The organism is Priestia sp. USM5 (assembly GCF_058323215.1).
In genome coordinates this window covers 2,811,337-2,836,844 of sequence record NZ_JBSGKN010000001.1, presented here as the reverse complement: position 1 = coordinate 2,836,844, position 25,508 = coordinate 2,811,337, and the positions used below count along the sequence as shown (strand labels likewise).

Genomic DNA, 25,508 nt, shown 5'->3' with positions numbered 1-25,508 from the left:
GGTGAATAAATGAAGAGATATATAGGGGTGGCGCTCGTTTTCTGTTTACTATTTATCATAGCCGTCTTAAATAGAGATTTACTAACTATTCATAAGGAAAAAGAAAACAGCACTGACTCTAACGCAAAGGCTAGTGAAGGGTTTGACGACAAACCGCTTACTATTGTAACAGGAGGACCAACAGGTGTTTACTTTCAGTTAGGCAATGCTCTAGCCAGAGTTTATGGAGAAAAGCTAGGAATCCAAGCCAGCGTAGAGACAACGGACGCTTCTGTAGAAAATATTAGTAAAATTGCGCAAAAAAAAGCCGAGCTCGGCTTTTCGATGGCAGATATGCTGGCAAGTTCTCGGGGAAAAGAAAAAGCCGTAATTAATAAGAAAGATTTATCCAATGTAAGAGCAGTAGCTTCTTTATATCCAAACTATATGCAAATTGTAGCTCTGAAGTCGGCTAGAATTCATACGCTTCAAGATTTAAAAGGGAAAAACGTGGTAGTAGGAGCGCTTGGCAGTGGTACAGAGGTATTGGCTATGAGAATTCTAAACAGCATGGACATCAGCACTCAGAATTTTCATGCACGGTTTCTACCTTTTTCTGAAGGGATTGAAGGAATTAAAAATGGAACCGCAGATGCAGCTTTTCTTTCTTCTGGATATCCTAACTCAGGAATTACAGAGTTAGCCTCAACGAACGAAATTGAACTGATTTCAGTGCCTGAAGAAGTGACAGAAAAATTAAAAAAATCATACCCGCCACTAGGGAGTGGGATGATTCCGGCTGATACATATAAGGATGTCAACACAGAAACAAAAACAGTCATGGTTAAAAACCTTTTGATTACTAATAAAGATATGCCGCAAAAAAAAGTATATGAACTGACAAAAGCTTTGTTTGAAAACATAGAAGAGCTTGAGCAAACAAATAGCTCTGCTGAAAAAATAACGTTAGCAAAAGCGGTAGAACAACTTCCTTTACCACTGCACCCGGGTGCAAAAAAGTATTATGAAGAAAAAGGCATTATAAAATAAACTAAATCTTTATCTATAAAGTTGTACAGAAGAAAACACTACTTAAAGAAAAGAGGGATTAATTATGGCTCATACTAGTGAAGCTGCAAACAACAGGCGTGTTACAAGTAATATTTTTAAAGGATCTGTTGGAAATTTAATTGAATGGTACGATTGGTACGTTTACTCTGCTTTTGCCGTCTATTTTTCATCGCAATTTTTCCCAGAAGGCGATCCAACAAGTCAGCTGCTTAACACAGCCGCAATCTTCGCTGTTGGTTTCTTAATGCGTCCAATCGGTAGTTTGCTAATGGGACGCTATGCCGATCGATATGGTCGCCGTGCTGCGCTTACCTTATCTATTACCATCATGGCGAGCGGTTCTTTGATTATCGCTTGTACCCCTAGCTATGGCACAATAGGGTTATTATCTCCTATTATTCTAGTACTCGCACGTTTGCTTCAAGGAATCTCCTTAGGGGGAGAATACGGAACGTCTGCAACTTATCTTTCTGAAATGGCGAGCAGCGGGCGAAGAGGATTTTATTCAAGCTTTCAGTATGTAACGCTTGTTGCTGGTCAGCTGGTAGCATTAGGTGTTCAAATTATTCTGCAAAACGTTCTTAGTGAAGCAGATATGATTTCATGGGGCTGGCGTATTCCTTTTGTTATTGGAGCCATCGGCGCGCTAAGCGTTTTATGGCTGCGACGTACGATGGATGAGTCAGAGCAATTTTCTAAAATGGACTCTGAAAGCCGTGAAAATGCAGGGACTATTAAAGCACTCATGAAGCACCCTAAAGCAGTGTTGACCGTTATTGGTTTAACATTAGGAGGAACGGTTGCATTTTATACGTATACAACGTATCTACAAAAATTTATGGTAAACAGTGTAGGGCTGGATAAAGGGGTCGTAAGCTGGATTAACTTCTGTGCGCTGCTTGTATTTGTTGTCATTCAGCCAATAGCAGGGATGCTATCTGATAAAATTGGACGCAGACCTCTGTTAATGAGCTTTGGTATTTTGGGAACATTGCTGACTGTACCGCTGTTTCTTTTTATGAAACAAGCACATAACCCAGTCATGGCCTTTCTATTAATGACAGTTGGACTTATCATTGTAACAGGCTATACATCTATTAACGCTATTGTAAAAGCTGAGCTTTTTCCAACGGAAATTCGAGCTCTTGGTGTAGGATTACCGTACGGACTTACAGTTGCCATATTTGGAGGGACAGCAGAATTTATCGCCCTATGGCTAAAAAGTATTGGCCATGAATCAATTTTCTTCTTCTATGTAGCAGGGTGTATTGCCATCAGCTTTCTTGTTTATTGGCGTATGGGAGAATCCTCTAAAGATTCATACATAGAGTCCGAGTTGAAAACAGATGACAAAGACGACAACATCCCGCCAAATAATGTGAGTTTTTAATTTTGCTTAAACAAATAATCGTTCGATAACATAAAAAGGACTGGGTATAAAAAGCCAGTCCTTTTTTATACACTTAAAAGATATTTATTTTGTAGTTGGTTCAGAATAAGGAAAGATAGGGTCTTTTAAGCTAAACTCACGCGTGCCTTCTTCGATAAGACCCACTGTTTTATCGCTATCGTAGAGGGCTAACAGAAATTCAGCCATTTCTTTTGACGTGTGATACTTAGCAACTTTCCCCTTATACTCAAAGCTGTCTGTACCAAACGAGCGCTGAGCAAATTCTGTTTCCGTAGCAGCAGGGGCTAATACTTTTGCCTGCATTTTAGCTCCTTTTGTTTTTAGTTCCTGAGCTATGCCTTCTGTAAATGCACTTACATAAAATTTTGTGGCGGAATACGTAATGGAAGTAGCTACTACGTTATAGCCTGCTCTTGAAGAAATATTGATAAGCTGTGTGCCTTCAACGTTTTCATAATCTTTTACAAATAAAGATGAAAGAATGGTTAATGCCTCGATATTTAAATGAAGCATTTTCTCCACTTTATTTAAATCTTGATCTGCAATCAAACTAAAATCTCCAAAGCCTGCGTTGTTAATAAACGTTTCTAGTTCATAACCTTGCAACGACTTATAAAACTCATGCGCGTTTTCTGCAGTTGATAAATCAACAGATTTAATAACAACGTCGACGTTCTGATGGTTACTTGTAATTTCAGTTTTTAACTCTTCTAATTTATCTTCTCGGCGAGCAGCTAAGATAAGGTTTTTGCCACGCTTTGCAAACGCGAGAGCCGTTTCATATCCAATTCCTGAACTTGCTCCGGTGATGACTGTATATTTCATGTGTATGTCTCCTTTTATCACAAATTTATCCCACTGATTAGCAGCGGGATGCATTCGAAATGAAGTTCATTATCTTTGTCTAATATTCCACGCGTATACTTGTATTAAACATACTAAATCACCTAAAGTTGTTACCCAACGCAGAGCATAACTTACTCTATGAATTTGTACCACTAAAGAGTGAAGAGAAAAATAATGAAAGACATATATGAAAGATAAGATACATAATAAAAGGATTATTTTGTGATATAACGAAATAGAGAGTATATACATCAGAAATAGAGAGAGGGTAAACTCCGTGAATACTTTATGTTCCTTTTTTATGAATCCAGTTTTAAGCGCTTCAACTTTTTTAATAGAATTACAGAGTGCGTTCTTTCGCCCTATTTGGAAAGAGTATAATTATGATGATTACTTTACCTACAAGGTATATGTTCCAAGTACATATACTGGGTTAAGTAAAGTACCATTAATCGTTATGCTTCATGGATGTCAACAAGACGCAGATGATTTTGCTGCGGGTACGGAAATGAATAAGCTAGCGGAAGAAAAAGGTTTTATTGTTCTCTATCCCCAAATGAATTACTTTGCTAATTCCAACGGGTGCTGGAATTGGTTTTATGAGTATAACCAGTTTCGCGGTAATGGAGAGCCAGACATAATAAAAGATATGATTGATCACATAACCACTAAATATGCGATTGATTCTACTAATATCTACCTTGCTGGCATGTCAGCTGGAGGCTTTATGGCGAATGTGATGGCTATTGCTTATCCTGATATATTTAAAGCGGTAGGCATTCATTCAGCAGGCAGTAATGCGTATGCTGTAGACCTCATAACAGCCGGAGAAGTTATGCTATATGGATCTCTAAATCCTGAATTTGACGGTGATGAAGCTTATAAGAAAATGGGACCTTACGCACGGCCTGTTCCCATCATTACGTTTCATGGCCAATCAGATACAACAGTTAATCCAATTAATGCGTCTACATTAATTCAGCAGTGGATTTATACATATAAGCATTTCGGTATCGACCTACATGAAAATGCTGCTTCTTACACTTCAAGGGAAAACGAAAATCATTATAGTTACATAACTTATGACTACGTAGATGCAGAAAATAAAATCTGGATGAAAAAAATTATGGTAGAGGATATGGGGCATGCATGGTCAGGTGGAAATGACAATGGATCAGATACTGATTCAAAAGGTCCTAATGCTTCAAAAATGATGTGGGATTTTTTTGAGGCACAGAATGATTAAATAAAATATGAACGAACGATCAAGATGTACTACTAAATAACATCTGCCTTCATTTTTTTGAAACAAATAATTGTCGATCAACAGTAAAAAAGGATCTTATCGAAAGATCCTTTTTCTGTTATCAACCAGCATTTCTTAACAAGTAGCTTCAAACCGATTTAACAATACATCTAGATCCTGACTGATTTTAAGCGTATTACTACTTGTAAACCCTTCTTCTAGGGCAATCATCATCATCATTTTTCGTATAAATTCTATCTTTATCAGCAGTAGCCTACATTTGAAACACATTAAGTTTCCTCCACTTGCCACGTCATTTTAAAGGTTTAAATTATTGAATTTTTTATGTAAAAACGGTTCAAATCTAAAAATAGAACCTAAAAAATATAGTAACAAATAGATAGTGTCGAAGTCTGTCGTATTTTGAATTCAGATATTTTCATTTAAAAAGAATTGACTCTTAAACGTTTTGCTGGAAGCTGCGCTCTGTCTTAATTATGATTGTTCCACCGGTTGTAAATAACTGACGGAGTAACAGAGCTTACCCTGTTTTTTGGATATAGGCATAATCAGATTACATTTAGGCATGTTAACATAAGATTGGACTTATTTAAGTTAGTCAACTTTAAACCAAAACATATCTTTTTTTCATTTATTGGTTTCTGTTTAACTATTTATGGGTATCGGGCACTGACAAATAAAGATAAATGATAGGTGAGGGCCGTTTCTAACCGCTATAGACTTTGTAAAAAGCGCAACAAAAAAGCGTCTGTTAAGACGCTTTATATATAATACATATACTGCTCTTCTTTATTGGCATTTGTTGTTTCATGGATTATTTCTTCCGGGATATTGGACGTCCGGTTAGTAAAAAGCATAAACAACGCAATAATTGATGCCACAAAACCTAAAGTAACAATCACAATAAATCCCTCCCTTTAGAATATATATTCTACTTTCATCTTCATTTTCCTATATTTATTTTATACCCTTATTTTATTTTCTCAACACATAGAATAAAAAGAGTGTATGCATCGCCTGAATATCCATCCAAAGTAAATACAATCAAGGGAGCTTAAAACAGACATTTCACTTAAAAAAGTAGGAAACCATAAAGATTTCTTCGTATTCGGGGCATGAATCATTAAAATTATTAATCATTAAGATAACTTATTTATATTGTACGAATGAAAGAAATTTATATATATTAAAAATACGAAATATTCATTAAATTATACGAGGGTTTGTTTTAAGTTAAAAAGAAAGAAGCTGCTGCTTTAAAGGCAACAAGTAAGCAGTATAAGATTAGGGAGTTACACGAAATATAAAAGTTATAGAAATGAATACAAGTAGAATTCTTTTTGCTCAAATATTCACATAGTTTTCATTCGTAAAAAAGACTGAAAATTTTGATAATAAATTTCACTTTTATTAAGGGGGACTTTTTATGACAACAACGGTTTTAAATGTATCAACTTATTCTTTTTATCTTAACGGTGAGTGGAAAGAAAGCAAATCAGGGCAGACGATCGATATTGTTTCTCCATACCGTCATGATGTGATTGGAAAAGTGCAGGCTATCACAAAAGAAGAAGTCGATGAAGCGGTACATGCCGCACAGAAAGCTCAGAAGGAGTGGGCGGAAACTTCTCTGCAAGACCGTGCCAAATATTTATATAAGTGGGCAGATGAGCTGGTAAAAATGCAGAGTGAAATTGCCGAAATTATTATGAGAGAAGTTGGAAAAAGCTTAAAAGATGCAAGGAATGAAGTCGTGCGCACAGCTGATTTTATTCGCTATACAGTTGAAGAAGCCCTTCATATGAATGGAGAAAGCATGAAAGGAGATAGTTTTCCTGGAGGTTCTAAGTCTAAAGTTGCCATTGTTGAACGCGTGCCTTTAGGCGTGGTACTTGCGATTCCTCCATTTAATTATCCGGTAAATTTGTCAGCTGCTAAGCTTGCGCCTGCGCTTATTTCAGGAAATGCAGTTATCTTCAAACCCGCAACGCAAGGAGCGATCAGCGGTATTAAGATGATTGAAGCTCTTGATCAAGCAGGTATTCCACAAGGACTTGTAAACGTCGTAACGGGTCGCGGATCTGTAATTGGTGATTACTTGGTTGAACATAAAGGCATTAACATGATTTCGTTTACCGGAGGAACAAATACGGGTACTCAGTTAGCTAAAAAGGCAGGCATGATTCCTCTTGTACTAGAACTTGGAGGAAAAGACCCGGGTATTGTATGTGAAGATGCAGATTTACAGGAAGCAGCAAAACATATTATAAGCGGAGCATTTTCTTATTCGGGTCAGCGCTGTACAGCTATTAAACGTGTACTTGTACATGAAAAAGTGGCAAACGAGCTGGTCGACATCCTAAAAGAAGAAGTACATAAACTATCAGTTGGTTCTCCTGAAGATGGATGCACAATCGTTCCATTAATTGATAGTAAGGCAGCGGACTTTATTCAAATTTTAATTGCAGACGCGCTCGGAAAAGGTGCAGAAGTTGTGACTGGGAACAAGCGTGAAGGCAACCTTATCTATCCTACTCTTTTAGATGACGTGAATGATACTATGCGCGTAGCATGGGAAGAACCATTTGGTCCTGTGTTACCAATTATCCGCGTCGCTTCTGACCAAGAAGCCATTGACATCGCAAACGAATCAGAATTCGGCTTACAAGCAAGCGTTTTCACAAAAGATATTAATAAAGCCTTCTCAATTGCAAATAAAATGGAAGTCGGTTCCGTTCAAATCAACGGCCGCACAGAACGCGGCCCTGATCATTTTCCTTTTATCGGCGTAAAAGGATCCGGTATGGGCGCTCAAGGTATTCGTAAAAGTATTGAATCGATGACTCGTGAAAAAGTAACGGTATTAAACCTTCAATGATTGAATTCCATGAGCTATCCAATCGACCCAGTAGAATGTAGAGAATCTCATGGAAAAAAGCCTGTGCTCCAAAAAGCACAGGCTTTTAAACGTCTTATTTGTCTATCACTCGATTCCGTCTTTATAGTTCTTATGCCAGTTTTTATCCCCTTTGTGCTCGATATCTTCAACGGTTTTTTCGAGCTCTGACATAATGAGTGTTTTTACTTCATAGATGGTATCAAAAAAAGCTTTCTCTTCATCCGGATTCGGCTTTATTTTGGCTGCTGCCGAAATATCAACATATCTGCGATGTTCAGTTGTTAATTTATCAAGCGCATCAAAAATATGAGAGGTCAGAACAGCAACCTCCTTATGATTATCAGGCAGTTTTTCTTTTAATGTTTCAATTCTTTTATCCATGTTAAAGTCCCCCTATAACGTGTTGTATTTATGTAACTTTCCCACTAATAAAAACGAATAACCTTAAATAGCAAAAATTCATGGGAATTAGCACGTGAAACAAAATTATACTACAGGATATCATGTTAAAGTGAAAAAACGGTGAAATGAGTGGATATATTTTCAATATAGAGAAGTTTGTACTAATAAAAGAAGAGGTCATTTAGCAGGTAACCTTTGTCCGTGTTTTCAAGCCTTGCCTATATTTAATCGATATAAAGCTTTTTTTAAAATATTTGTGAGTTGATTCATTTTGCATCAAAACAATTTTTTGATATATTATAGATGTGTTTAAAAATGCAACAGAAGGTGATTGAATGGAAGTACTGGCTATCGCTCCTTATAACGGTTTAAAAGAGCTAATGATTACCCTAGGAGAAAAAGAAGAATTCGAGTTGCAAGTAGAGATAGGTGATTTAGAAGAAGGCCTGACTCTTGCTAAAGATGCAATACATAATGGCATAGATATCATCATCAGTCGAGGAGGAACGGCGGAACTCATCCAAAGAGAGTTGACTATCCCGGTTGTTGAAATTGAAGTTTCTGGTTACGATATGCTTCGCGTGCTGACGCTTGCTAAGGGTTACCCAGGAAAAAAAGCAATTGTTGGGTTCTCTCCTATTTCAGAAGGAGCTTCTACAATTTGTGAAATACTAGATATCAATATGTCTGCATACAAAGTCAAAAGCGAGAAAGAAATCGAGCCTATTTTAGTTCAATTACAGCAAGATGGATATACAAATATTATTGGAGATGCCATTACGGTAAAAATAGCTGAAAAGCTTGGACTCAATGGTATATTGCTGACTTCTGGAAAAGAAAGTGTTTTAAAATCTTTTCAAAATGCAAAGAAAATATATGGATTTCTTTCGTCTTTCAAAAAAAATTACTTGATGTCTTATGATATTATTCAACATGAAATGGAAGGAATTGTTGTATACAATTCAACGTCTCAAGCTATTTTTTCTAATCCTTATTTTAATAAGAATTTTATTGACAGCTTTAAACAAAACCTCAATGTAGAAGAGGCTGTAAAGACTGTATGTAACACAGGTTCTTTTGAAACAGTCTTTAGTAGGGATGATGACTTTTGGACAGTAAAAGGATATCCTCTGGAAACCTCACATTCAAAATTGATTATGTTTCGCATTAATCAATATAAGTCCAATGAAAATCAAGGTATAGATGGAATCTCAATTGTGTCTTTACAAAACGAAGCAAGCTCTGCAAGTAACCTTACTACTATCGTCACAAAAAATGAGAGAATGCAAGGTGTTTTAAAAGCTGCAACTATTTATGCTAATACGGAAGAACCTGTATGGATTAGCGGTGAAGAAGGAACTGGAAAAGAACGACTAGCAAAGCTTATTCATGTTAATAGTGAAAGACGTGAATATCCACTGCTTATTATAGATTGTGAAGTTCTCTCAAAAGCACAGTGGGCGCGCCTTCTAGACAAAAGTTCCTATGATGATTTATTAGCCCATAATCCGCATGGAAGCGTTATTTTAAACAATATAGATTTTTTAGAATTGGATACTCAAAAACAATTAGCGAGTTATTTAAAAAAGAATTCAACTACGTGCCGTTTTATAACTTTATCGCGTAAAAGTATCGAATACTTAACTGAAACACAGCGTTTTGATCAAGAGTTGTATTATTTATTAGCTAGTTTAACCTTGGATCTTCCTTCATTAACAGAAAGAAAAGAAGATATCGAAAGCTTAGCTCTTTTCTTTATCGGAGAATACAATATAAAATTCGGCAAGCAAATCGTAGGGATACGTAGCGATGCAAACGAAAACTTAAAGAATTTTGAATGGACTGGTAATATAAAGCAGCTAAAACAGATTATTAAAGAGAGTGTACTATTAGCTGAAGGGGCTTTTTTAGAGCTTCATGATCTAAAGAAAGTAATAAGTACCATTCGCGTTACAAGTGACAATCAGGAAATTGATTTAAACGGAACGTTAGAAGAAATCGAACGAAAAATCATAAAAAGAATATGGTTAGAAGAGGGTATGAATCAAACAAAGACAGCTGAAAGGTTAGGTATAAATCGAACCACTCTGTGGCGGAAACTAAAATAAAATTTCCTATATGTATTCTATTGAGTCAAATTTAAAAACCACTTTATCTATAAGTTAGTAAAGATAAAGTGGTTTTTGTTGTTTAATTTTTAAACAATTCAGAAAATATTAAATTTTATTTTCTTTAACTGTTGATTAATTAAACATTTATGTATATAATTCAAATTGTAAACGTTTTTAAAAAAGTGAATTGTACATAAATGTTGCAAAAATAAACAATTAACTAAATGCAAATAGATAGTGTAGGGAGGAAGGAATATGGAGTTAAAAGGAATTATTCCAGCGTTATTAACGCCTTTAACAAAAGAGCAGAAAATAAACGAACCGGTACTGCGTCAATTAACTAGTCATCTTATTGAATCAGGTGTCCATGGCATTTTTGCTTTAGGAACAAATGGTGAATTTCATCTCTTCACAAAAGAAGAGAAATTAAAAATTGCTCAAGTGATCATTGATGAGGTCAAAGGAAGAATCCCCGTAATTGTTGGTACGGGAGGGAACAGTACAGAAGAAGTTATTGAATTATCAAAGCAGATGGAAAACCTTGGAGCAAATGCTCTTTCTGTTATTACTCCTTACTTTGTTACACCAACTCAAGAAGAAGTGATCGTTCATTTTCAGCAAATAGCAGAAGAAACATCATTACCAGTTCTTTTATACAATATCCCTTCAAAAACGGGAATGAGCTTAGAGCCCGATACTGTCGCCAAGCTAGCGGACGTTCCTAATATAGTAGGAATTAAAGATAGCAGCGGCAGCTTCGAAAATATCAAAAACTATATTCATGTAACAAAAGACAAAGACTTTTCCGTGTTTGCGGGAACGGATTCTTTAATACTAAAGACCTTAGAAGCAGGAGGAGTAGGAGCAGTTGCTGCAACTGCAAATATGGTCCCTGATATTGTCGTATCTATTTACACCAGCTGGTTAAAGGGATTTAATAACGAAGCGGAAGAAGCTCAAAAAAAATTACAGCCTCTTCGAGACACATTCCAATACGGTACGCTTCCATCGGCTTTGAAAAAAGCTGTAGAACTATATGGAATTCCGGTAGGCCCTCCTAAACTGCCAGTCTCTGAACTATCAGGAGAGGGACTTGAAAAGGTAAAAGAAATGGTTGCGGGCTATAAAAAACAGAATGCACTTTAAAATAAACTAACTATAAGGGAAAGAGGTTAAAATGATGCAAAAGCTTTATCAATTTCAAACAGCAAATCATCTTATCGCAGGACCAAATTCAATTGAAAAAGTAGGAGAATACCTTTCTCTATTAGGTACAGAAGTCAAGTCAGCCTTAATTATTACTCAACCATCGATGAAAAGGTTAGGTTTTGTCGAGAAGCTTATTCATCAGTTATCTGACAAAGGCGTATCAGCCTATGTGAATATTGATGTTCTTCCAGAGCCAACGGTTGAAAACATTGAAGAAGTTTTTCAAGCCATTAGCAAAGAACAGTATGATGTATTAATTGGATTTGGTGGAGGAAGCGTGCTGGATGCAACAAAAATTCTTTCAGTCTTACAAACAAATAACCAATCTATCCGTGAACTATTAGGTACAGATTTAGTTAAAAACCCAGGTACACCAACTATCTTAATTCCAACTACTTCAGGAACAGGTTCGGAAGTAACGCCTAATGCGATTGTTACACTGCCCGATGAAGAATTGAAGATTGGAATCGTAAGTAAGTATTTACTGCCTAAATTAGTGGTACTCGATCCAGTTCTAACATTAAGTTTACCAAGACCTATCACAGCTGCAACCGGGATGGATGCATTTACTCACTCATTAGAATCATTTATTTCAAATAAATCAAATTTAATAAGCGATATGGTTGCATTAGAATCAATTCGTCTCATCTCGTCTAGTATTATAGAAGCTTATCAAAATGGGAATTCGGTCGAGGCGAGAGAAAAAATGCTTGTAGGTTCTATGTACGGCGGAATGGCTTTAACAAGTGCAGGTACTGCTGCGGTTCATGCATTAGCATATCCGCTAGGCGGAAAATTTAAAATTCCTCACGGTGTAGCTAATTCGATGCTTTTACCTCATGTGATGGAGTTTAACATGGATGCCATTGAAGATCGGTTGTTCCTCGTAGCTGAGCCTATGGGAATTAAAATAGAGGGTTTTTCAAAGACGGAAGTAGCTCAAAAAGTAGTAAATCGTATTGTAGAGTGGACAAACGTTTTAGAAATCCCACAAAATCTAAAAGAATATGGAGTAAAGGAAGAAGATGTTCCAGAGCTAGCTCTTTCCGCTTCAAAAGTAACGCGATTATTAAATAATAATCCTAAAGAAGTAAGTTTGAAAGATATGGAAGGAATTTACCGTAAATTACTTGTTTAAAAAGGTGATGACATTCTATGAAAATATCCGTTATTTCTGATGATTTAACAGGCGCAAGTGATTGCGGAGGACAATTAGTTCGTTATGGGTTAGATGTTTCTGTTGTTTTAACCAATGACAATAGTAATTTAAGTAAAAAAGAAGCTTTTATATTTAATACGGATAGCCGCGCTGTTTCAGGGAAAGAGGCTTACGAAAGAGTTAAAAACGTTTGTGAAAGAATTCAAGGTGAAACATTTGATGTTATTTACAAAAAAATTGACTCCACAATGAGAGGCAATATCGGACAAGAAATTAATGCTGTGTACGACGTATTTCAACCTGATTTTGTTTTTATCGCTCCAGCCTTTCCAAACGCCGGAAGACAAGTGATTAACGGCGTACATTTTCTGAATCAAAAACGTTTAGATGAAACTGAAGTAGCGAACGATCCTAAAACTCCCGTAAAGGATTCTTTAATTGCCCGACTGGTTAAAAACCAAGCGCAAAAGGAAGTGGGCCATCTTTCGTACAAAGATCTTCATGCAGGATATGAATTTATCTTCAAAAAGCTTAAAGCATACAAAAATCAAAACATTTCATACATCACAGTAGATTCAATTCATGAATCAGATCTTAAATGTCTCGTTGAAACGATAAAAAAGACGGAATTTTCTGTTGTATGGTCCGGTTCAAGCGGGTTAATTAACTATTTACCTCAAGCTTATGGACTACAGCCATCCACAAAGAAAGTCAGTTTTCTAAGAAATGATCAACCTGTGCTATTTGTTATTGGAAGCGTAAGTAAAGTTGGAAGAAATCAGCTGAACCAACTATTACTATACTCTGACACCATTAGTGTAGAAATGAACCCATCAAAAATCATTTTAGACGGTGTTTCCAGACAAAAAGAAATAGATCAGGTAATAGAGAGGGCTTTAACATTTCTGAAAACAGGAAAAAGTATTGCTTTATTCTCTTCAGAAGAAGTAAAAGAAACACAAGAGATTGGTAAAAAACAAGGCTATAGCGCTATTGAAATAAGTGACTATATTTCAATGGCCATGGGAGAAGTAGCTGTAGATCTAATTAATCAATGTACTATTACTAATCTTTTTCTTACAGGAGGAGACACGGCTCAACAAGTGTTAAGTCAATTACAGGTTCATAGACTTCATTTGGTTGACGAAGTGGAGCCTGGTATACCGCTTGGCAAGTTAGATTATAAAAGAGAGATTTTTGCTGTAACGAAAGCAGGAAGTTTTGGTACAGATGTAGCTATGCTTAAAGCTAAGTCGAAGCTGCAGGGGAAAAAAGATGTTTGGGAACCCTCTGTAAGATTAAGCAAATAATTAAACAGTGCAATAAAAATGGAAGTGAATTTTAAAGGAGGAATATGATGAAACCTGTTATCGGAATTACAATGGGCGATGCAGCTGGAGTAGGTCCAGAAGTTATTGTAAAAGCACTAGCAGATCCATCGGTTTATGAAGCTTGTCGTCCTATTGTTGTAGGAGACGCTAAGATAGTAGAAAGAGCGATCAAAATGACACGAACCTCGTTAACTGTCCATCGCGTTAACGAGGTAAATCAAGGAGAATTTACTCATGGGGTAATTGATTGTCTTCATTTGGACTTAGTGCCGGAAGATCTTCCAGTTGGAGAAATCTCATCATTAGCTGGGAGCGCAGCGTTTAAATTTATTAAAAAAGCGATTGAATTAGCAAAACAGCAAGAGATACAGGCCATTTGTACGGCACCTTTAAATAAAGAAGCGTTACATAAAGGCGGCTACACTTACCCTGGCCATACTGAAATTTTGGCAGAGCTTACGAATACAAAGGATTATTCCATGATGTTATCTTCACCAAAGCTAAAAGTCATCCACCTTACTACTCATGTAGGATTAAAAAAAGCAATAGATGCTATTACACCGGAACGAACATACACCGTTATCAAACTTGCTCATGAAACATTAAGTCGCGCAGGGTATAAAAACCCGCGAATTGCCGTTTGCGGAATTAATCCTCACGCTGGAGAGAACGGTTTATTTGGAGAAGGAGAAGAGGAAGAAAAACTAATTCCTGGTATTCAAATTGCAGCTTCTGAAGGGATAAATGTTACAGGTCCATACCCTGCGGATACGCTATTTTTCCGTGCAGTTCGCGGAGATTTCGATATTGTCATCGCTTGTTATCACGATCAGGGACATGTGCCTATTAAAGTCCTAGGGTTAGAAGAGGGTGTCAACATCACAGTTGGTTTAAACGGCGGCGTTATTCGCACTTCTGTCGATCACGGTACAGCATTTGATATCGCAGGAAAAGGAATTGCTGATGAAAGAAGTATGTTAGCTGCTCTTCAATCAGCTGCTGAGCTATCACCTAAAAAGGTTTTAAATAAGTTTTAAAAGTGGCGTTGTTATCAATTTTTTATAAAATGTCTTCGGAGGAATTTGAACATCTTTTACTATGAGTATAGTAGTAATAATATGAATTGTAATCAAAGAACTCCGAAGACAGTGAGTTATATTTGGTAATGTTTTATTACTTCTTCACAGAACACAAATGAAAGCGCTTAATAAATGTCCGCATAAAAACGTTTGACTACTGACCAATGAATCTTTTTAGAACAGAAAAAATGGTAGAAGCATTGAGAAAAATAAATCCTAAAATATTGAAAGTTTTATCGACATATATCAAAATTCTGTTGTTATTATAGGAGGAAATCTATAATGAAAGCATTAAATCCTTCAAGCCTGGTTTTTGTTTTAGCAGTAATTGTTGTATATATTCTATTTACAACATGGTTAACAATGAGATTAAGAAGTAAATCCAGCGCGGAATTTAATAACGCAGCCAAAACATTGCCTGCGCTTGTAGTTGGAATCTTATTAATGTCAGAGTTTATCGGCACGAAATCAACAGTAGGGACTGCTGAATCATCATTTACTGGTGGTATCGCGGCTTCTTGGTCACTTATTACGGTAACAATTGCTTTTTTCCTCTTTTCATTCTTTTTGGTTAATAAATTTTATGGGACTGGGAAATATACTATTTCCGGTATAATTGAGCAGAAATTTGGAAGATCTACAAAAACGGTTGTATCAATTATTATGATAGCGGCTCTTTTACTTGTGAATCTAGGAAACTACTTGAGTGGTTCTGCGGCCATTGCTTCTTTGTTAGGTTTACCATTAATGACATGTGCTATTATTACAGCCATTGTCAGTACATTTTATTTTACATTTGGGGGAATGAAAGGGGTTGCTTGGGTAACCATTCTTCACTCATTCGTGAAATATGCGGGTGTCTTGATCACAGTAGGAGTGGCATTGTACCTTTGCGGTGGGTTCAAGCCTATCGTGCACGAACTGCCAAAAAGCTACTTTACATGGGATGGAACGATTGGTGGAGGGACTATTTTTGCATGGCTTATCGGGAATATGGGAGCTATTTTCTCTACACAATTTATTATTCAAGCCATTACGTCGTCAAAAAGTGCAAAAGCAGCTAAAAAATCAAGTTTATATGCAGCACTATTATGCTTGCCGCTTGCATTGGCAATCGGAGTGATTGGGGTATGTGCACGATATTTGTATCCAAATATCGATCCTATCTACGCGTTTCCAGTATTCTTAGAACATATGAATCCAGTATTAACAGCAATTGTAGCAACTTCCTTAGTAGCATCCATTTTCGTTGGGGTTTCAACCGTGGCTTTAGCTACAACAACATTAATTGTTGACGATTTTTATGTTCCAAAAGCTAAACCATCTCCAGAACAACAGATGAAGATGACTCGAATTATTTCTGTAGTTGTTGGTATCATTCCTTTACTTGGTGTGGTTTTAGCCCCAGAACTATTAACTTTATCTTTTTTCACTCGTGCATTGAGAACATCTATTGCTGTGGTAGCTGCAATGGGATTTTATCTTCCATTTTTCAGTTCAAACCGAGGTGCAACTATCGGCTTAGCAATGTCCGGTATTTTCACAACTGTATGGTATTTGCTAGGAAACCCTTTTGGTATTGACAATATGTATGTCGCTGTCATTACACCATTTATTGTGATGGTAATTGACCGATTTATCGGTGGAAAAGATAAAAAGTCTGAAAATACTGAATCCAATACTGTAGAATATATAGATGCAAAGTAGAAAATAGCTTAGTTTACGTTAATACGTTAAAAGGAGAGATATGTAATGAGTAATCAATCAACGACTATTGTAGCAGATGGAAAATTAAAAATGTGTCCAGACGGATTGGAACATGTAGAGGCATATATTCCCTCTGATTGTATACAAAATCATGCTTCTAATTTACTTGTGTTAGACAACGGTGACCTGTTATGCACTTGGTTTGGCGGCACACAAGAGGGAATAGCCGACATTCACATTTATCTATCAAGACTTAAAAAAGGCCAAAAAGAATGGAGTAAAGCTGTAAAACTTTCAGATGATCCCGCTCGTTCTGAGCAAAACCCCATTTTATTTCGTGCTCCAGACAATAAATTATGGTTATTGTACACGGCACAAAAATCCGGTAATCAAGACACAGCGATTGTAAGATATCGTATTTCGGAAGATGAAGGCTATTCGTGGGGACCTATTGAGACTTTATTTGATCAGCCAGGTACTTTTATTCGACAGCCTATTGTTGTATTAGATAACGGTGATTGGCTTTTACCTGTTTTCTATTGCATTACGCCTCCGGGACAAAAGTGGACAGGAAATAAAGATATAAGCGCGGTGAAAATCTCAAAAGATCAAGGTGAGTCTTGGGAAGAGTATGAAGTGCCTAATAGCTTAGGGTGTGTTCATATGAATATTGAAAAATTAGATGATGGTACGCTTTTAGCATTATTCCGCAGCCGCTGGGCTGATCATATTTATAGCAGCCGTTCAACTGATTACGGGAAAACGTGGAGCGAGCCCATTCCAACGCAGTTACCTAATAACAATTCTTCTATTCAATTCACAAAATTAAATAACGGGCATTTAGCGCTAGTTTTTAACAATATGAACGCCGATAATTGTACGGAGCGCAGGCTGTCGCTTTATGATGAAATTGAAGATGAAGAGGGTACGGATATTCTGTCTGCTAATCAAGATACGCCTGAAAAAGATGATGAAGGCAGACAAGCATTTTGGGGAGCACCTAGAGCACCGATGACAGTTGCGATTTCAGAAGATGGAGGTAGAACATGGCCATATAAAAAGGATATTGAAATAGGGGATGGCTATGCAATGACCAATAATTCAAAAGAAAAATTAAATAGAGAATACTCATATCCTTCTATTAAACAAAGCGCTGATGGAAAAATTCATATCGCTTTTACGTATTTTAGACAAGCTATTAAATATGTATGTGTGTCAGAAGAATTCATAAAGTCTTAATAGCTTCATATACTTCGGAGGGATAAAGTATGCTGTTGGAAAACAAGATTGCGATTATTACAGGAGCTAGTAGAGGTATTGGAAAGGCTATCGCTTTAACTTTAGCTAAAAATGGTGCCTCATTAGTTATACACGGTACGAATCAGACTTTATTAAATGAATTAGCTTTACAGGTTGAGGACTTAGGTAGAGAATGTATTGTAAAAGCTGGGGACGTAGCAGATCCAAATGTTGCAACCGAGGTTGTAAGAGCTGCTGTAGAGCGTTTTGGAAAAATTGATATTTTAATAAATAATGCGGGTATCAATATGCGCAGCTCAACATTAGAAATGACTTTGGATGATTGGAAAAAGGTATTAGATGTTAATTTGAATGGAACTTTATATTTCTGTAAAGCCGTCTTACCTTATATGATAGAGCGAAACTATGGGAAAATTGTCAATGTAAGTTCTACAACAGCCAAAACAGCGCATAGAAATGCAGCGCCATCTTACGGAGCTTCAAAAGCTGCAGTTAACTACCTTACGATGCATTTAGCTTTAGAAATGGCGCATCATAATATTTTTGTAAATGCTGTATGTCCAGGTCCTGTAGAAACGGACATGAGCAATCAATGGACAGATGAATACAGGAAAGAAGTAACAAAGCGAATTCCGTTAAATAAGTTAGGAACTCCTCAAAATGTTGGGGAAAGTGTTTTGTTTTTAGCTTCAAGTATGTCTGATTTTATAACGGGTGAATCTATTAATGTGAATGGCGGAACGTACATGAATTAGGGAATGAAAAGCCTAGAGAGTTGACTATCTAGGCTTTTCAATTGTTTCTCTAAAGAATAGAATATAAACAGGTGATTAAAATGGAATTTTTAACAATCCTATTACCTATTTTCGGCATATTTACACTAGGTTTTATTGGGCAAAAGAAAATAGGGTTCGATACAAAAACGATATCCACCATGGCGCTTTATTTAATGTCTCCGATATTAGTTTTTAGAACGTTTTATACGACAAAATTTCAGGTGGATTATTTATATCTTGCTTTTTATACGTTTGCCCTTTGTTTTACTTTAATTATAGTTGTATATATTGTGGCGTTTATTCAGAAGTATTCCACTCGAGAGACATGCGGAATGATATTAGCCTCTTCTTTTATGAACAATGGGAATTACGGTACTCCTGTGGTTTTACTAATCTTTGGAGTTTCAGGGCTTGACTGTGCAATCATTTTAATGGTTATTCAACAGCTGGCAATGTGTACAATTGGAGTCTACTACGCCGCAAAAGGAAGTGCAGAAGGAAATGGTATACGTTCAGCTATTCGTGCTGTTCAACGCATGCCTGCTATATATAGCGCCTTTTTGGGAGCTTTTTTTCAATTTTCCAATATTCATTTAGGGAAATCAGTCCTCGAAGCGGTAGATTTAGTTGCGAATGCAGCAATTCCTACGGTTATGATTGTACTCGGAATGCAGCTGGCAAAAATATCAGTTAAAAATTTAGCCAAAAGCAAAGTTTCTTTATCGCTTATAATTAAACTGATCATTTCTCCTGCCGTTGCTTATTTACTTACTTTGTTTCTTCCAGTTGATGACATGGTTAAACAGATTATGATTATTACGGCCGCTATGCCAACAGCAGCAAACACAACCATGTATGCGCTGCAATTTGATACTGAGCCAGAATTTGTTTCAAGTGCTACGCTTATTAGTACATCGTTGAGTTTAGCTACTTTACCCCTAATTTTTACAATTGTATTGTGAAAATCTTTTATGACTACGTAATTTTTATGTTATATGACCTTTTTTGACTACTTTTTACGATTTTATGACTTTTTTTGAATGAATTTGATTGTTTTTGATGATTTTTCGAATAATCTGATATATAATGAAAGCGTAAACAGTAAAACATGTCGGTTGGTTAAGAAAAACATCCACAAAAACTGGATTCGTTATTACATAAAATCAGACCTCTGTTTTTTTATAAAAATAAATAGAACTTGAGAAAAGGAGAATGAGAATGGACATATTGGATGCAAAAGTAGTGAATACAAAGTACGGTTTAGAAACATATCTGGATGTACCAGAAAGCGTAGAAATAAAAGAAATTCATATGCCGAGTTCAGAGAACCAATCTCATAAAATTAAATTTGGAATCAAGTATTTTCTTTTAAGAGAAGGAAAGTATTACGATAGCCAAAAAGGTTATTTTTGGCTTTGTATGAATCACGATTTTAGCAGCCTTATGCTGAGTGAAACGGAAACAGAAAGTTTGTTTGCAGTTAAAAGTGAAGAAGAAAGAGAAGCAACAAAAACGCTGTTAGCAGAATGGTTTATCCAAACAAATGCGTACAAAGAAGTCATCAACGAATGTATCCATCAGATTAAAACGGAGAATATTCGTACAGAGGAAGACATCGAAGACCGCGTGGACGCTATACAATTTTTAGAAAAACTAAAGGTATTAACTGCAAAAGAGATTGAAAACGCTTCTATAGAAAATCTATATGCCCTGCAGCAAATTGGCTAGGCGATAGTTCACGCAAGTTGAGATGCAGATTGATGTACAACAATAAGGAGGAATAGTGAGATGAAATTTTTTATTGATACAGCAAACCTTGAGGATATTAAGAAAGCATATAAAGTTGGTGTTCTAGCAGGTGTAACAACCAATCCATCTTTAGTAGCAAAAGAAGGCGTAAGATTTGAAGACCGCATCGAAGAAATTCTTCAAATGGTACCGGAGGTTGAATCCGTTTCCGCTGAGGTAACGCCTGACGCACTTTCTGCTGAAGACATGATCGCTCAAGCTGAGGAACTGATTAAAATTAACGACGGAGATAAAAATATTACGATTAAGCTGCCTATGACATTGGCTGGCTTGGAAGCGACGCGCTACCTTGCAAAAAAAGGCATAAAAACAAATGTAACCCTAATCTTTACAGTAAACCAAGCGCTTTTAGCAGCTCGTGCTGGAGCGACGTATGTTTCTCCATTTTTAGGACGTCTTGACGATATTTCAGAAGACGGAGTACAGCTAGTATCTAAAATTGCGGAGTTATTCCGCGTTCAAAACATCGACTCTCAAATTATCGCCGCATCTGTAAGACACCCGGATCATGTAACGCGCGTAGCACTTGCAGGGGCTCATATTGCCACAATTCCATACGCTGTTATTGAGCAATTAGCAAAACACCCGTTAACTGACCAAGGAATGGAAAAATTTGCAGCAGATTGGGAAAAAGCAGTTAAAGCTTAACCAAAAGTCATATCAATAAAAAAAGCTTGGGGTAAGCATAGCTTATTCCAAGCTTTTTATCGTTTAACTAGCTAGTTTCTTTTTGCGTAAACGCTCTAAGCGTCGCTGCACGCTATTTCTCGAACGCCCGAGCAGCTGCCCAATTTCTCGCTGATTGCGCTTTTCCTGATAAAACATACGCCACAATTTAGCATCTTCTTCTGCTGTCCACTTTTTATGCTCGTATTTAGGGCGCTTTACATAATCTAGTTTTCTTTGTTCATTCACCCACGCTGGTTCTGGAATAAGCGTATTTTTAGGTATTTTAAAAAAGTTAAGGCACGATTTATTTTGTTCAGCCCACTTCCAAAAAGATTGAATGTCAATTCCCATGAATGTTCTTGTCTTGGCGATGATCATTTTATACGGTAGATCCTCTTTATGAATCCACTTGTAAATTGTATGAACATCTACTTCAAGGCAGGCTGCTAGCTCACACGCTGTGATATGTCCTACGTGCGATTTAGCTCCATACACCTCTAAACGACTTAACCTCGATTCTAGTGCCTGCACACTTCGCTGCAATTTCGCTGATATGCGCGAAAGGGGTTTTATTCCGTAATACCTTAGCAAATATTCGTCTTCTTGTACGGTCCATCTTCGCATCGCAGTTTTTCGAGTTAAACCCAAGACTTTTATGCGCGTAGCAATAGACGAAGGACTTCTGCCTAAGGAGTCTGCCATTTCTCGGTTATTCATGGTATCGATGTTCTGCTGTAAAAAAGCATCTTGTTTCGGCGTCCATTTTTTACGTAAAGCGGTATCTGAAGCACGAAGATCTAATCGAGTAAGCCGTTTGTTAACTGATTCTTTGCTTCTATGTAAATGCTCACCCATTTTTTGAAGCGTCATCACGCCGTAATGTTCGATGAGAAATCTATCTTCTTCTTGTGTCCATCGTTTTTGATTTTTACTCACTGTTGTCTCACTCCAATTCACACGGAAAGCTCAAGATGAAAAAGCATCTAGTAATCTATTTTACGGATGAGCAATATCTATTCAGACTGATACTCACTGCGTTTTAGCCTATATATATTTTATCATATTTCTAGAGAAAAACCAAACGTGTGTTCTGTTTTTGTTTTAGTAAGCATTAAAGGAAGGAGAAGATTATCTCCTTCCTTTAATAGAAGTCAATTGTGATAAAATTGACTAGAATCGCAAGAATTTTTACATAACTGACAGCTCAGCATCATTACGTTGAGAAAGGGGAATGAGCATGAATTTTAATTTAAAAGAAGCGACCGAAATACTTGAGCGTACGCCTAAGACGCTAGAAAAACTTTTGTCGGGTCTATCTGCAGGGTGGCTGCAATGTAATGAAGGAGAAGGAACTTGGAGTACCTCGGAAATAATAGAACATTTAATAGAAGCAGAAAAAAACAATTGGATACCAAGGCTAAAATTCATCCTTCAAGAAGGAAAAGGAGGAGCTTTCCCTCCATTTGATCGCTATGCTCATTTACACAAGGAATCTACTAGTTCTATTGAAGAAAAGCTTCTTGAATTCAACATGATAAGAATGCAGAATTTACAACAACTAAAGCTGTTAATTAAGCCTGAAAAGCATCTTGAAGTGAGAGGAGAACACCCGGAGTTTGGGGAAGTAAAAGTCAGAGAGTTGCTCTCGACTTGGGTTGCTCACGATTTAACGCATATTGCCCAAATTGTTCGAGTAATGGCAGAACGATACAGAGAAGATGTAGGACCTTGGGAAGAATACTTAGGAATACTAAAGAAATAGCAATGACAAACAGTAGCCAGCCTTTATCATTCAAGCTTGAATTAGGAAATGTACACGATTACAATAAAATGAGAATAATGAAGATTCAGGAAGGATTGCAGAGGGAACTATAAGAACATATCCCCTGTGTATAACATGTAGGGTCCGTTAAGCAATTTACGAATAAAAAGAGGATTGGACTGATTAAAAATGAAAGTGAATTTTGAGAAATTTGGCGAACTAAACAATCAAGCTGTACATGCTTATACCTTATTAAATGATGAAGGGCTTAAAATTACCTGCCTTGACTATGGATGTGTGATATCAAATATTGAAATGCCGGATTCTGAAGGGAAGATTGAAAGTGTTGTCTTGGGATTTGATTCAATAGAAGAATACCAAAAGTATTCTCCTTATTTCGGAGCTGTGGTCGGACGCGTAGCGGGGCGTATAGGTGGAGCAGCCTTTGAGCTTAATAATAAAACCTATCGTCTAGAGAAAAATGAAGGAAACAACCATTTGCATGGCGGTTCAGAAGGGTTTAGCCACAAAATATGGCATGCAAAAACAATCGAGGCAAGTGATCACGTAGGTGTTGAATTTACATATGTAAGTAAAGATGGAGAAGAAGGGTACCCTGGCAATCTTGAAGTGAAAGTTACGTATACGTTGACTAATAAAAATGAGTTTCATATCTCTTACGAAGGAACAACAGATCAAGACACTCTTATCAATTTAACAAACCATACGTATTTCAATTTAAGCGGAAATCTAAAGGAAACGGTCTTAGATCATGTTTTAAAGCTGAAAAGTAACGAATTCTTAGAGCTGAATGATGATCTTTTACCTACTGGAGAAACGATAAGTGTCACAGATACCCCATTTGATTTTAGAGAAGGACATAGCCTCAAGGAAGGAGTGGAATCTACACATCCGCAAAATGTATTAGTTGGTAAAGGATACGATCATCCATTTCTTTTAGAAGCAGAAACTGAAAACCAGATGTCATTATTTGATCCAGCAAGCGGTCGCAAAATAGAAGTCAAAACGGATCAGCCTTCAGTTGTTCTCTATACGGGAAATCATCTAGACGAAGAATTTGAAATTAGAGGGGTTCACTCAGAGAAATACCTCGGTGTTTGCTTGGAAACACAAGGTTTACCAGACGCTATTCATCATAAGCATTTTCCTTCTTGTGTATTAAAGCCTGGTGAGAAATATGAAGCATCTACTCACTATACATTTATAACTGATCGCAGCCTGTAACAAAACGGAATGATAAAAAGGATTACAAACGAGCCTCTGCCGATTGTAATCCTTTTTTATTCTTACTTTTTCTTTTGGCTTTTTGCACGATTAGCGTCAAGCTCAGCCGCATATTCTTCTTGAGACTTTCCTTGCTTTTGACTCTCAGACTGAATCTTTTTAAATTTGTTATCGTTTAAATTTGGCATATTAGCACCTCCTTGCAGACAGGGTTATTTTGTACAAACATTAAGGATTTATATGCTAAAAAGTTTTAATGAACTTGATTAGAAATTTCGCTTAATGCTGCACCGGCTTCATCAACATATACGTTCACGGTCGCAAGGTCACCGATTGCACAGATTCCAACCATATTATTATTCTCCACTACAATAATGCGGCGAATTTGATGATCGGCCATCATACGTGCACATTCATGAATATCCGTATCTGGAGAACAAGTAATCACATCTTTAGTCATACAATCATGGCAATGCACAGTGTTGCAATCTTTTCCATCCGCCACGCAGTTTAACACGATATCACGGTCTGTGATCATTCCCATTACTCGATTTTCTTGACACACTGGCACAGACCCACAATTAATATCACGCATTAATTTTGCTGCAGCTGTTACTGGGTCGTGCGGTGCACAAGCTTTCACATCTTGAGTCATAACTTCACGTACTGTGGTCATTTTTAATTCCTCCCTTTAAACATTCACCTCCGTATTTTCTCCATGCACATGCAGAATATGAGAATCAATAATTTCCTGAAAGCAAAAAATCTTGTAATAAAAGGCGAATAAAAGAACTAACGCAGTGTAATAAACACATAAAAAAGAACCTATTACACAAACTAAAAAGAATATGATTTAGCTTACACTTTCGTAACGGCAGGAGTTGGGTACATAATGAAAGGAAAGTTAACGCTGTTGGCAGTACTTGTATTGCCTTGGCTGTCTATAGTAAAAGTTGATAAATTTGTCTTTAAAAGATACCTACCTGTTTTGACATTTAGTTCATTAGTTATTGCTTTTATCAGTGAGTTATCTAAAAGCTTTACATGGTGGAAAGTAAGGAAACCTCTTTTCCCTAAACTTTCAAGCGACGTTTCTTTTATATTTGGACCGTTTTTTATAGCTAATTTTTGGGTATTCAAGCTGACCTATGGGAATTTCAAAAAATATTTGTTAATTAACGTCCTATTTGACTATCTATTTGCTTACCCTTTGACCAGTCTGGCAGAAAAACTAAAGGTATACAAAATGGTCAACATGACGCGTTTCCAACTTTTTGTGATCTCGATTGCGACTGCTCTTATTAATTATTTGTATCAGCATTTTATAGAAGATGTATTAAGGCAGAGAAGGCAATAGGTGATAGTTCGTTAACGAGCTCATCGGCATTTAAGTGTCGCTTACTGCCAATTGTAAATGGTATTGAAGACCTTCAAGTGTACTACATAAATACTTAGCAAAGATACTAAAAATCCAATAAATAGTGGAATAACAAAAAGAGAAGCGTGACGGAGAAGG

General features: G+C 36.7%; 25 protein-coding genes. 18 read left to right on the top strand and 7 right to left on the bottom strand.

Annotation, left to right across the window (positions count from 1 at the left end; translation table 11 throughout):
* Nucleotides 1-9 precede the first annotated feature (9 nt).
* Nucleotides 10-1,029, top strand: a complete 1,020-nt coding sequence (locus tag ACWATA_RS15215; RefSeq protein WP_080974249.1) for a TAXI family TRAP transporter solute-binding subunit — start codon at nt 10-12, stop codon at nt 1,027-1,029.
* A gap of 64 nt (nt 1,030-1,093) precedes the next feature.
* Nucleotides 1,094-2,440, top strand: a complete 1,347-nt coding sequence (locus ACWATA_RS15210; protein ID WP_049164058.1) for an MFS transporter — start codon at nt 1,094-1,096, stop codon at nt 2,438-2,440.
* Nucleotides 2,441-2,524: 84 nt separating this feature from the next.
* On the opposite strand, the gene ACWATA_RS15205 is transcribed toward ACWATA_RS15210, so the two are convergent.
* Nucleotides 2,525-3,286 (bottom strand): SDR family NAD(P)-dependent oxidoreductase, encoded by a 762-nt coding sequence (locus ACWATA_RS15205; protein ID WP_049164060.1) that lies wholly within the window; start codon nt 3,284-3,286, stop codon nt 2,525-2,527.
* Between the two features lie 298 nt (nt 3,287-3,584).
* Here ACWATA_RS15205 and ACWATA_RS15200 point away from each other — a divergent pair, with 298 nt between their 5' ends.
* Entirely contained in the window at nt 3,585-4,553 is a 969-nt protein-coding gene (locus ACWATA_RS15200; RefSeq protein WP_049164062.1) for an extracellular catalytic domain type 1 short-chain-length polyhydroxyalkanoate depolymerase, read from the top strand.
* 135 nt (nt 4,554-4,688) lie between these two features.
* Here ACWATA_RS15200 and ACWATA_RS15195 read toward each other — a convergent pair whose 3' ends face one another.
* Nucleotides 4,689-4,844: an aspartyl-phosphate phosphatase Spo0E family protein gene (locus ACWATA_RS15195; RefSeq protein WP_473049937.1), complete on the bottom strand. Its 156-nt coding sequence runs from the start codon at nt 4,842-4,844 to the stop codon at nt 4,689-4,691.
* 491 nt (nt 4,845-5,335) lie between these two features.
* Nucleotides 5,336-5,476, bottom strand: coding sequence for a hypothetical protein (locus ACWATA_RS15190; protein ID WP_165573386.1), 141 nt, complete (start codon nt 5,474-5,476; stop codon nt 5,336-5,338).
* 524 nt (nt 5,477-6,000) lie between these two features.
* On the opposite strand from ACWATA_RS15190, the gene ACWATA_RS15185 reads away from it, so the two are divergent.
* The gene (locus ACWATA_RS15185; protein WP_049164067.1) at nt 6,001-7,452 is read left to right on the top strand and encodes an NADP-dependent glyceraldehyde-3-phosphate dehydrogenase; all 1,452 of its coding nucleotides are present in this window, start codon (nt 6,001-6,003) and stop codon (nt 7,450-7,452) included.
* A 105-nt stretch (nt 7,453-7,557) separates the two neighbouring features.
* Here ACWATA_RS15185 and ACWATA_RS15180 read toward each other — a convergent pair whose 3' ends face one another.
* A complete protein-coding gene (locus ACWATA_RS15180) occupies nt 7,558-7,854 on the bottom strand; it encodes a hypothetical protein (RefSeq protein ID WP_028413740.1) in 297 nt (98 codons plus the stop codon).
* 356 nt (nt 7,855-8,210) lie between these two features.
* Here ACWATA_RS15180 and ACWATA_RS15175 point away from each other — a divergent pair, with 356 nt between their 5' ends.
* The 11 genes from ACWATA_RS15175 to fsa all read left to right on the top strand — a co-directional run bounded on the left by ACWATA_RS15175 (nt 8,211) and on the right by fsa (nt 20,964).
* Nucleotides 8,211-9,983: a PrpR N-terminal domain-containing protein gene (locus ACWATA_RS15175; RefSeq protein WP_049164073.1), complete on the top strand. Its 1,773-nt coding sequence runs from the start codon at nt 8,211-8,213 to the stop codon at nt 9,981-9,983.
* A 258-nt stretch (nt 9,984-10,241) separates the two neighbouring features.
* The gene (gene dapA, locus ACWATA_RS15170) at nt 10,242-11,132 is read left to right on the top strand and encodes a 4-hydroxy-tetrahydrodipicolinate synthase (RefSeq protein ID WP_033578697.1); all 891 of its coding nucleotides are present in this window, start codon (nt 10,242-10,244) and stop codon (nt 11,130-11,132) included.
* A 34-nt stretch (nt 11,133-11,166) separates the two neighbouring features.
* Entirely contained in the window at nt 11,167-12,333 is a 1,167-nt protein-coding gene (locus ACWATA_RS15165; protein ID WP_033578698.1) for an iron-containing alcohol dehydrogenase, read from the top strand.
* A gap of 17 nt (nt 12,334-12,350) precedes the next feature.
* Entirely contained in the window at nt 12,351-13,664 is a 1,314-nt protein-coding gene (locus tag ACWATA_RS15160) for a four-carbon acid sugar kinase family protein (RefSeq protein ID WP_033578699.1), read from the top strand.
* A 44-nt stretch (nt 13,665-13,708) separates the two neighbouring features.
* Complete coding sequence (pdxA, locus tag ACWATA_RS15155) at nt 13,709-14,722, top strand: 4-hydroxythreonine-4-phosphate dehydrogenase PdxA (protein WP_033578700.1); 1,014 nt, start codon at nt 13,709-13,711, stop codon at nt 14,720-14,722.
* Between the two features lie 324 nt (nt 14,723-15,046).
* A complete protein-coding gene (locus ACWATA_RS15150; protein ID WP_033578701.1) occupies nt 15,047-16,471 on the top strand; it encodes a sodium:solute symporter family protein in 1,425 nt (474 codons plus the stop codon).
* Between the two features lie 45 nt (nt 16,472-16,516).
* On the top strand, nt 16,517-17,710 hold the full coding sequence (locus ACWATA_RS15145) for a sialidase family protein (protein ID WP_033578702.1): 1,194 nt from the start codon (nt 16,517-16,519) through the stop codon (nt 17,708-17,710).
* A gap of 29 nt (nt 17,711-17,739) precedes the next feature.
* Nucleotides 17,740-18,486, top strand: a complete 747-nt coding sequence (locus tag ACWATA_RS15140) for an SDR family NAD(P)-dependent oxidoreductase (protein WP_033578703.1) — start codon at nt 17,740-17,742, stop codon at nt 18,484-18,486.
* Nucleotides 18,487-18,566: 80 nt separating this feature from the next.
* Entirely contained in the window at nt 18,567-19,469 is a 903-nt protein-coding gene (locus ACWATA_RS15135; protein ID WP_049164078.1) for an AEC family transporter, read from the top strand.
* A gap of 256 nt (nt 19,470-19,725) precedes the next feature.
* On the top strand, nt 19,726-20,235 hold the full coding sequence (locus ACWATA_RS15130; protein WP_033578705.1) for a hypothetical protein: 510 nt from the start codon (nt 19,726-19,728) through the stop codon (nt 20,233-20,235).
* A 60-nt stretch (nt 20,236-20,295) separates the two neighbouring features.
* Complete coding sequence (gene fsa, locus ACWATA_RS15125) at nt 20,296-20,964, top strand: fructose-6-phosphate aldolase (RefSeq protein WP_154991449.1); 669 nt, start codon at nt 20,296-20,298, stop codon at nt 20,962-20,964.
* Nucleotides 20,965-21,027: 63 nt separating this feature from the next.
* Here fsa and ACWATA_RS15120 read toward each other — a convergent pair whose 3' ends face one another.
* Nucleotides 21,028-21,921 carry a sigma-70 RNA polymerase sigma factor region 4 domain-containing protein gene (locus ACWATA_RS15120; RefSeq protein WP_033578706.1) on the bottom strand — a complete coding sequence of 298 codons (894 nt, stop codon included), beginning with the start codon at nt 21,919-21,921 and terminating at the stop codon, nt 21,028-21,030.
* Between the two features lie 301 nt (nt 21,922-22,222).
* On the opposite strand from ACWATA_RS15120, the gene ACWATA_RS15115 reads away from it, so the two are divergent.
* Both ACWATA_RS15115 and ACWATA_RS15110 read left to right on the top strand, forming a co-directional pair.
* Nucleotides 22,223-22,747: a DinB family protein gene (locus ACWATA_RS15115; protein WP_033578707.1), complete on the top strand. Its 525-nt coding sequence runs from the start codon at nt 22,223-22,225 to the stop codon at nt 22,745-22,747.
* Nucleotides 22,748-22,936: 189 nt separating this feature from the next.
* Nucleotides 22,937-23,992, top strand: coding sequence for an aldose epimerase family protein (locus ACWATA_RS15110; RefSeq protein ID WP_033578708.1), 1,056 nt, complete (start codon nt 22,937-22,939; stop codon nt 23,990-23,992).
* 62 nt (nt 23,993-24,054) lie between these two features.
* On the opposite strand, the gene ACWATA_RS15105 is transcribed toward ACWATA_RS15110, so the two are convergent.
* Together ACWATA_RS15105 and ACWATA_RS15100 are read right to left on the bottom strand one after the other, a co-directional pair.
* Nucleotides 24,055-24,180, bottom strand: a complete 126-nt coding sequence (locus tag ACWATA_RS15105) for a hypothetical protein (protein WP_013056562.1) — start codon at nt 24,178-24,180, stop codon at nt 24,055-24,057.
* A gap of 65 nt (nt 24,181-24,245) precedes the next feature.
* Nucleotides 24,246-24,668 (bottom strand): CBS domain-containing protein, encoded by a 423-nt coding sequence (locus tag ACWATA_RS15100; RefSeq protein WP_047751169.1) that lies wholly within the window; start codon nt 24,666-24,668, stop codon nt 24,246-24,248.
* A 216-nt stretch (nt 24,669-24,884) separates the two neighbouring features.
* Between ACWATA_RS15100 and ACWATA_RS15095 the strand changes: the two genes are divergently transcribed.
* Nucleotides 24,885-25,349 (top strand): hypothetical protein, encoded by a 465-nt coding sequence (locus tag ACWATA_RS15095; protein WP_049164084.1) that lies wholly within the window; start codon nt 24,885-24,887, stop codon nt 25,347-25,349.
* The last annotated feature ends 159 nt before the right edge of the window (nt 25,350-25,508 follow it).

Coding starts and splice junctions, on each gene's coding strand:
- ACWATA_RS15215 (WP_080974249.1), top strand. CDS start 10: ATGAAGAGATATATAGGGGTGGCGCTCGTTTTCTGTTTACTATTTATC.
- ACWATA_RS15210 (WP_049164058.1), top strand. CDS start 1,094: ATGGCTCATACTAGTGAAGCTGCAAACAACAGGCGTGTTACAAGTAAT.
- ACWATA_RS15205 (WP_049164060.1), bottom strand. CDS start 3,286: ATGAAATATACAGTCATCACCGGAGCAAGTTCAGGAATTGGATATGAA.
- ACWATA_RS15195 (WP_473049937.1), bottom strand. CDS start 4,844: ATGTGTTTCAAATGTAGGCTACTGCTGATAAAGATAGAATTTATACGA.
- ACWATA_RS15185 (WP_049164067.1), top strand. CDS start 6,001: ATGACAACAACGGTTTTAAATGTATCAACTTATTCTTTTTATCTTAAC.
- ACWATA_RS15180 (WP_028413740.1), bottom strand. CDS start 7,854: ATGGATAAAAGAATTGAAACATTAAAAGAAAAACTGCCTGATAATCAT.
- ACWATA_RS15175 (WP_049164073.1), top strand. CDS start 8,211: ATGGAAGTACTGGCTATCGCTCCTTATAACGGTTTAAAAGAGCTAATG.
- dapA (WP_033578697.1), top strand. CDS start 10,242: ATGGAGTTAAAAGGAATTATTCCAGCGTTATTAACGCCTTTAACAAAA.
- ACWATA_RS15165 (WP_033578698.1), top strand. CDS start 11,167: ATGCAAAAGCTTTATCAATTTCAAACAGCAAATCATCTTATCGCAGGA.
- ACWATA_RS15160 (WP_033578699.1), top strand. CDS start 12,351: ATGAAAATATCCGTTATTTCTGATGATTTAACAGGCGCAAGTGATTGC.
- pdxA (WP_033578700.1), top strand. CDS start 13,709: ATGATGAAACCTGTTATCGGAATTACAATGGGCGATGCAGCTGGAGTA.
- ACWATA_RS15150 (WP_033578701.1), top strand. CDS start 15,047: ATGAAAGCATTAAATCCTTCAAGCCTGGTTTTTGTTTTAGCAGTAATT.
- ACWATA_RS15145 (WP_033578702.1), top strand. CDS start 16,517: ATGAGTAATCAATCAACGACTATTGTAGCAGATGGAAAATTAAAAATG.
- ACWATA_RS15140 (WP_033578703.1), top strand. CDS start 17,740: ATGCTGTTGGAAAACAAGATTGCGATTATTACAGGAGCTAGTAGAGGT.
- ACWATA_RS15135 (WP_049164078.1), top strand. CDS start 18,567: ATGGAATTTTTAACAATCCTATTACCTATTTTCGGCATATTTACACTA.
- ACWATA_RS15130 (WP_033578705.1), top strand. CDS start 19,726: ATGGACATATTGGATGCAAAAGTAGTGAATACAAAGTACGGTTTAGAA.
- fsa (WP_154991449.1), top strand. CDS start 20,296: ATGAAATTTTTTATTGATACAGCAAACCTTGAGGATATTAAGAAAGCA.
- ACWATA_RS15115 (WP_033578707.1), top strand. CDS start 22,223: ATGAATTTTAATTTAAAAGAAGCGACCGAAATACTTGAGCGTACGCCT.
- ACWATA_RS15110 (WP_033578708.1), top strand. CDS start 22,937: ATGAAAGTGAATTTTGAGAAATTTGGCGAACTAAACAATCAAGCTGTA.
- ACWATA_RS15105 (WP_013056562.1), bottom strand. CDS start 24,180: ATGCCAAATTTAAACGATAACAAATTTAAAAAGATTCAGTCTGAGAGT.
- ACWATA_RS15100 (WP_047751169.1), bottom strand. CDS start 24,668: ATGACCACAGTACGTGAAGTTATGACTCAAGATGTGAAAGCTTGTGCA.
- ACWATA_RS15095 (WP_049164084.1), top strand. CDS start 24,885: ATGAAAGGAAAGTTAACGCTGTTGGCAGTACTTGTATTGCCTTGGCTG.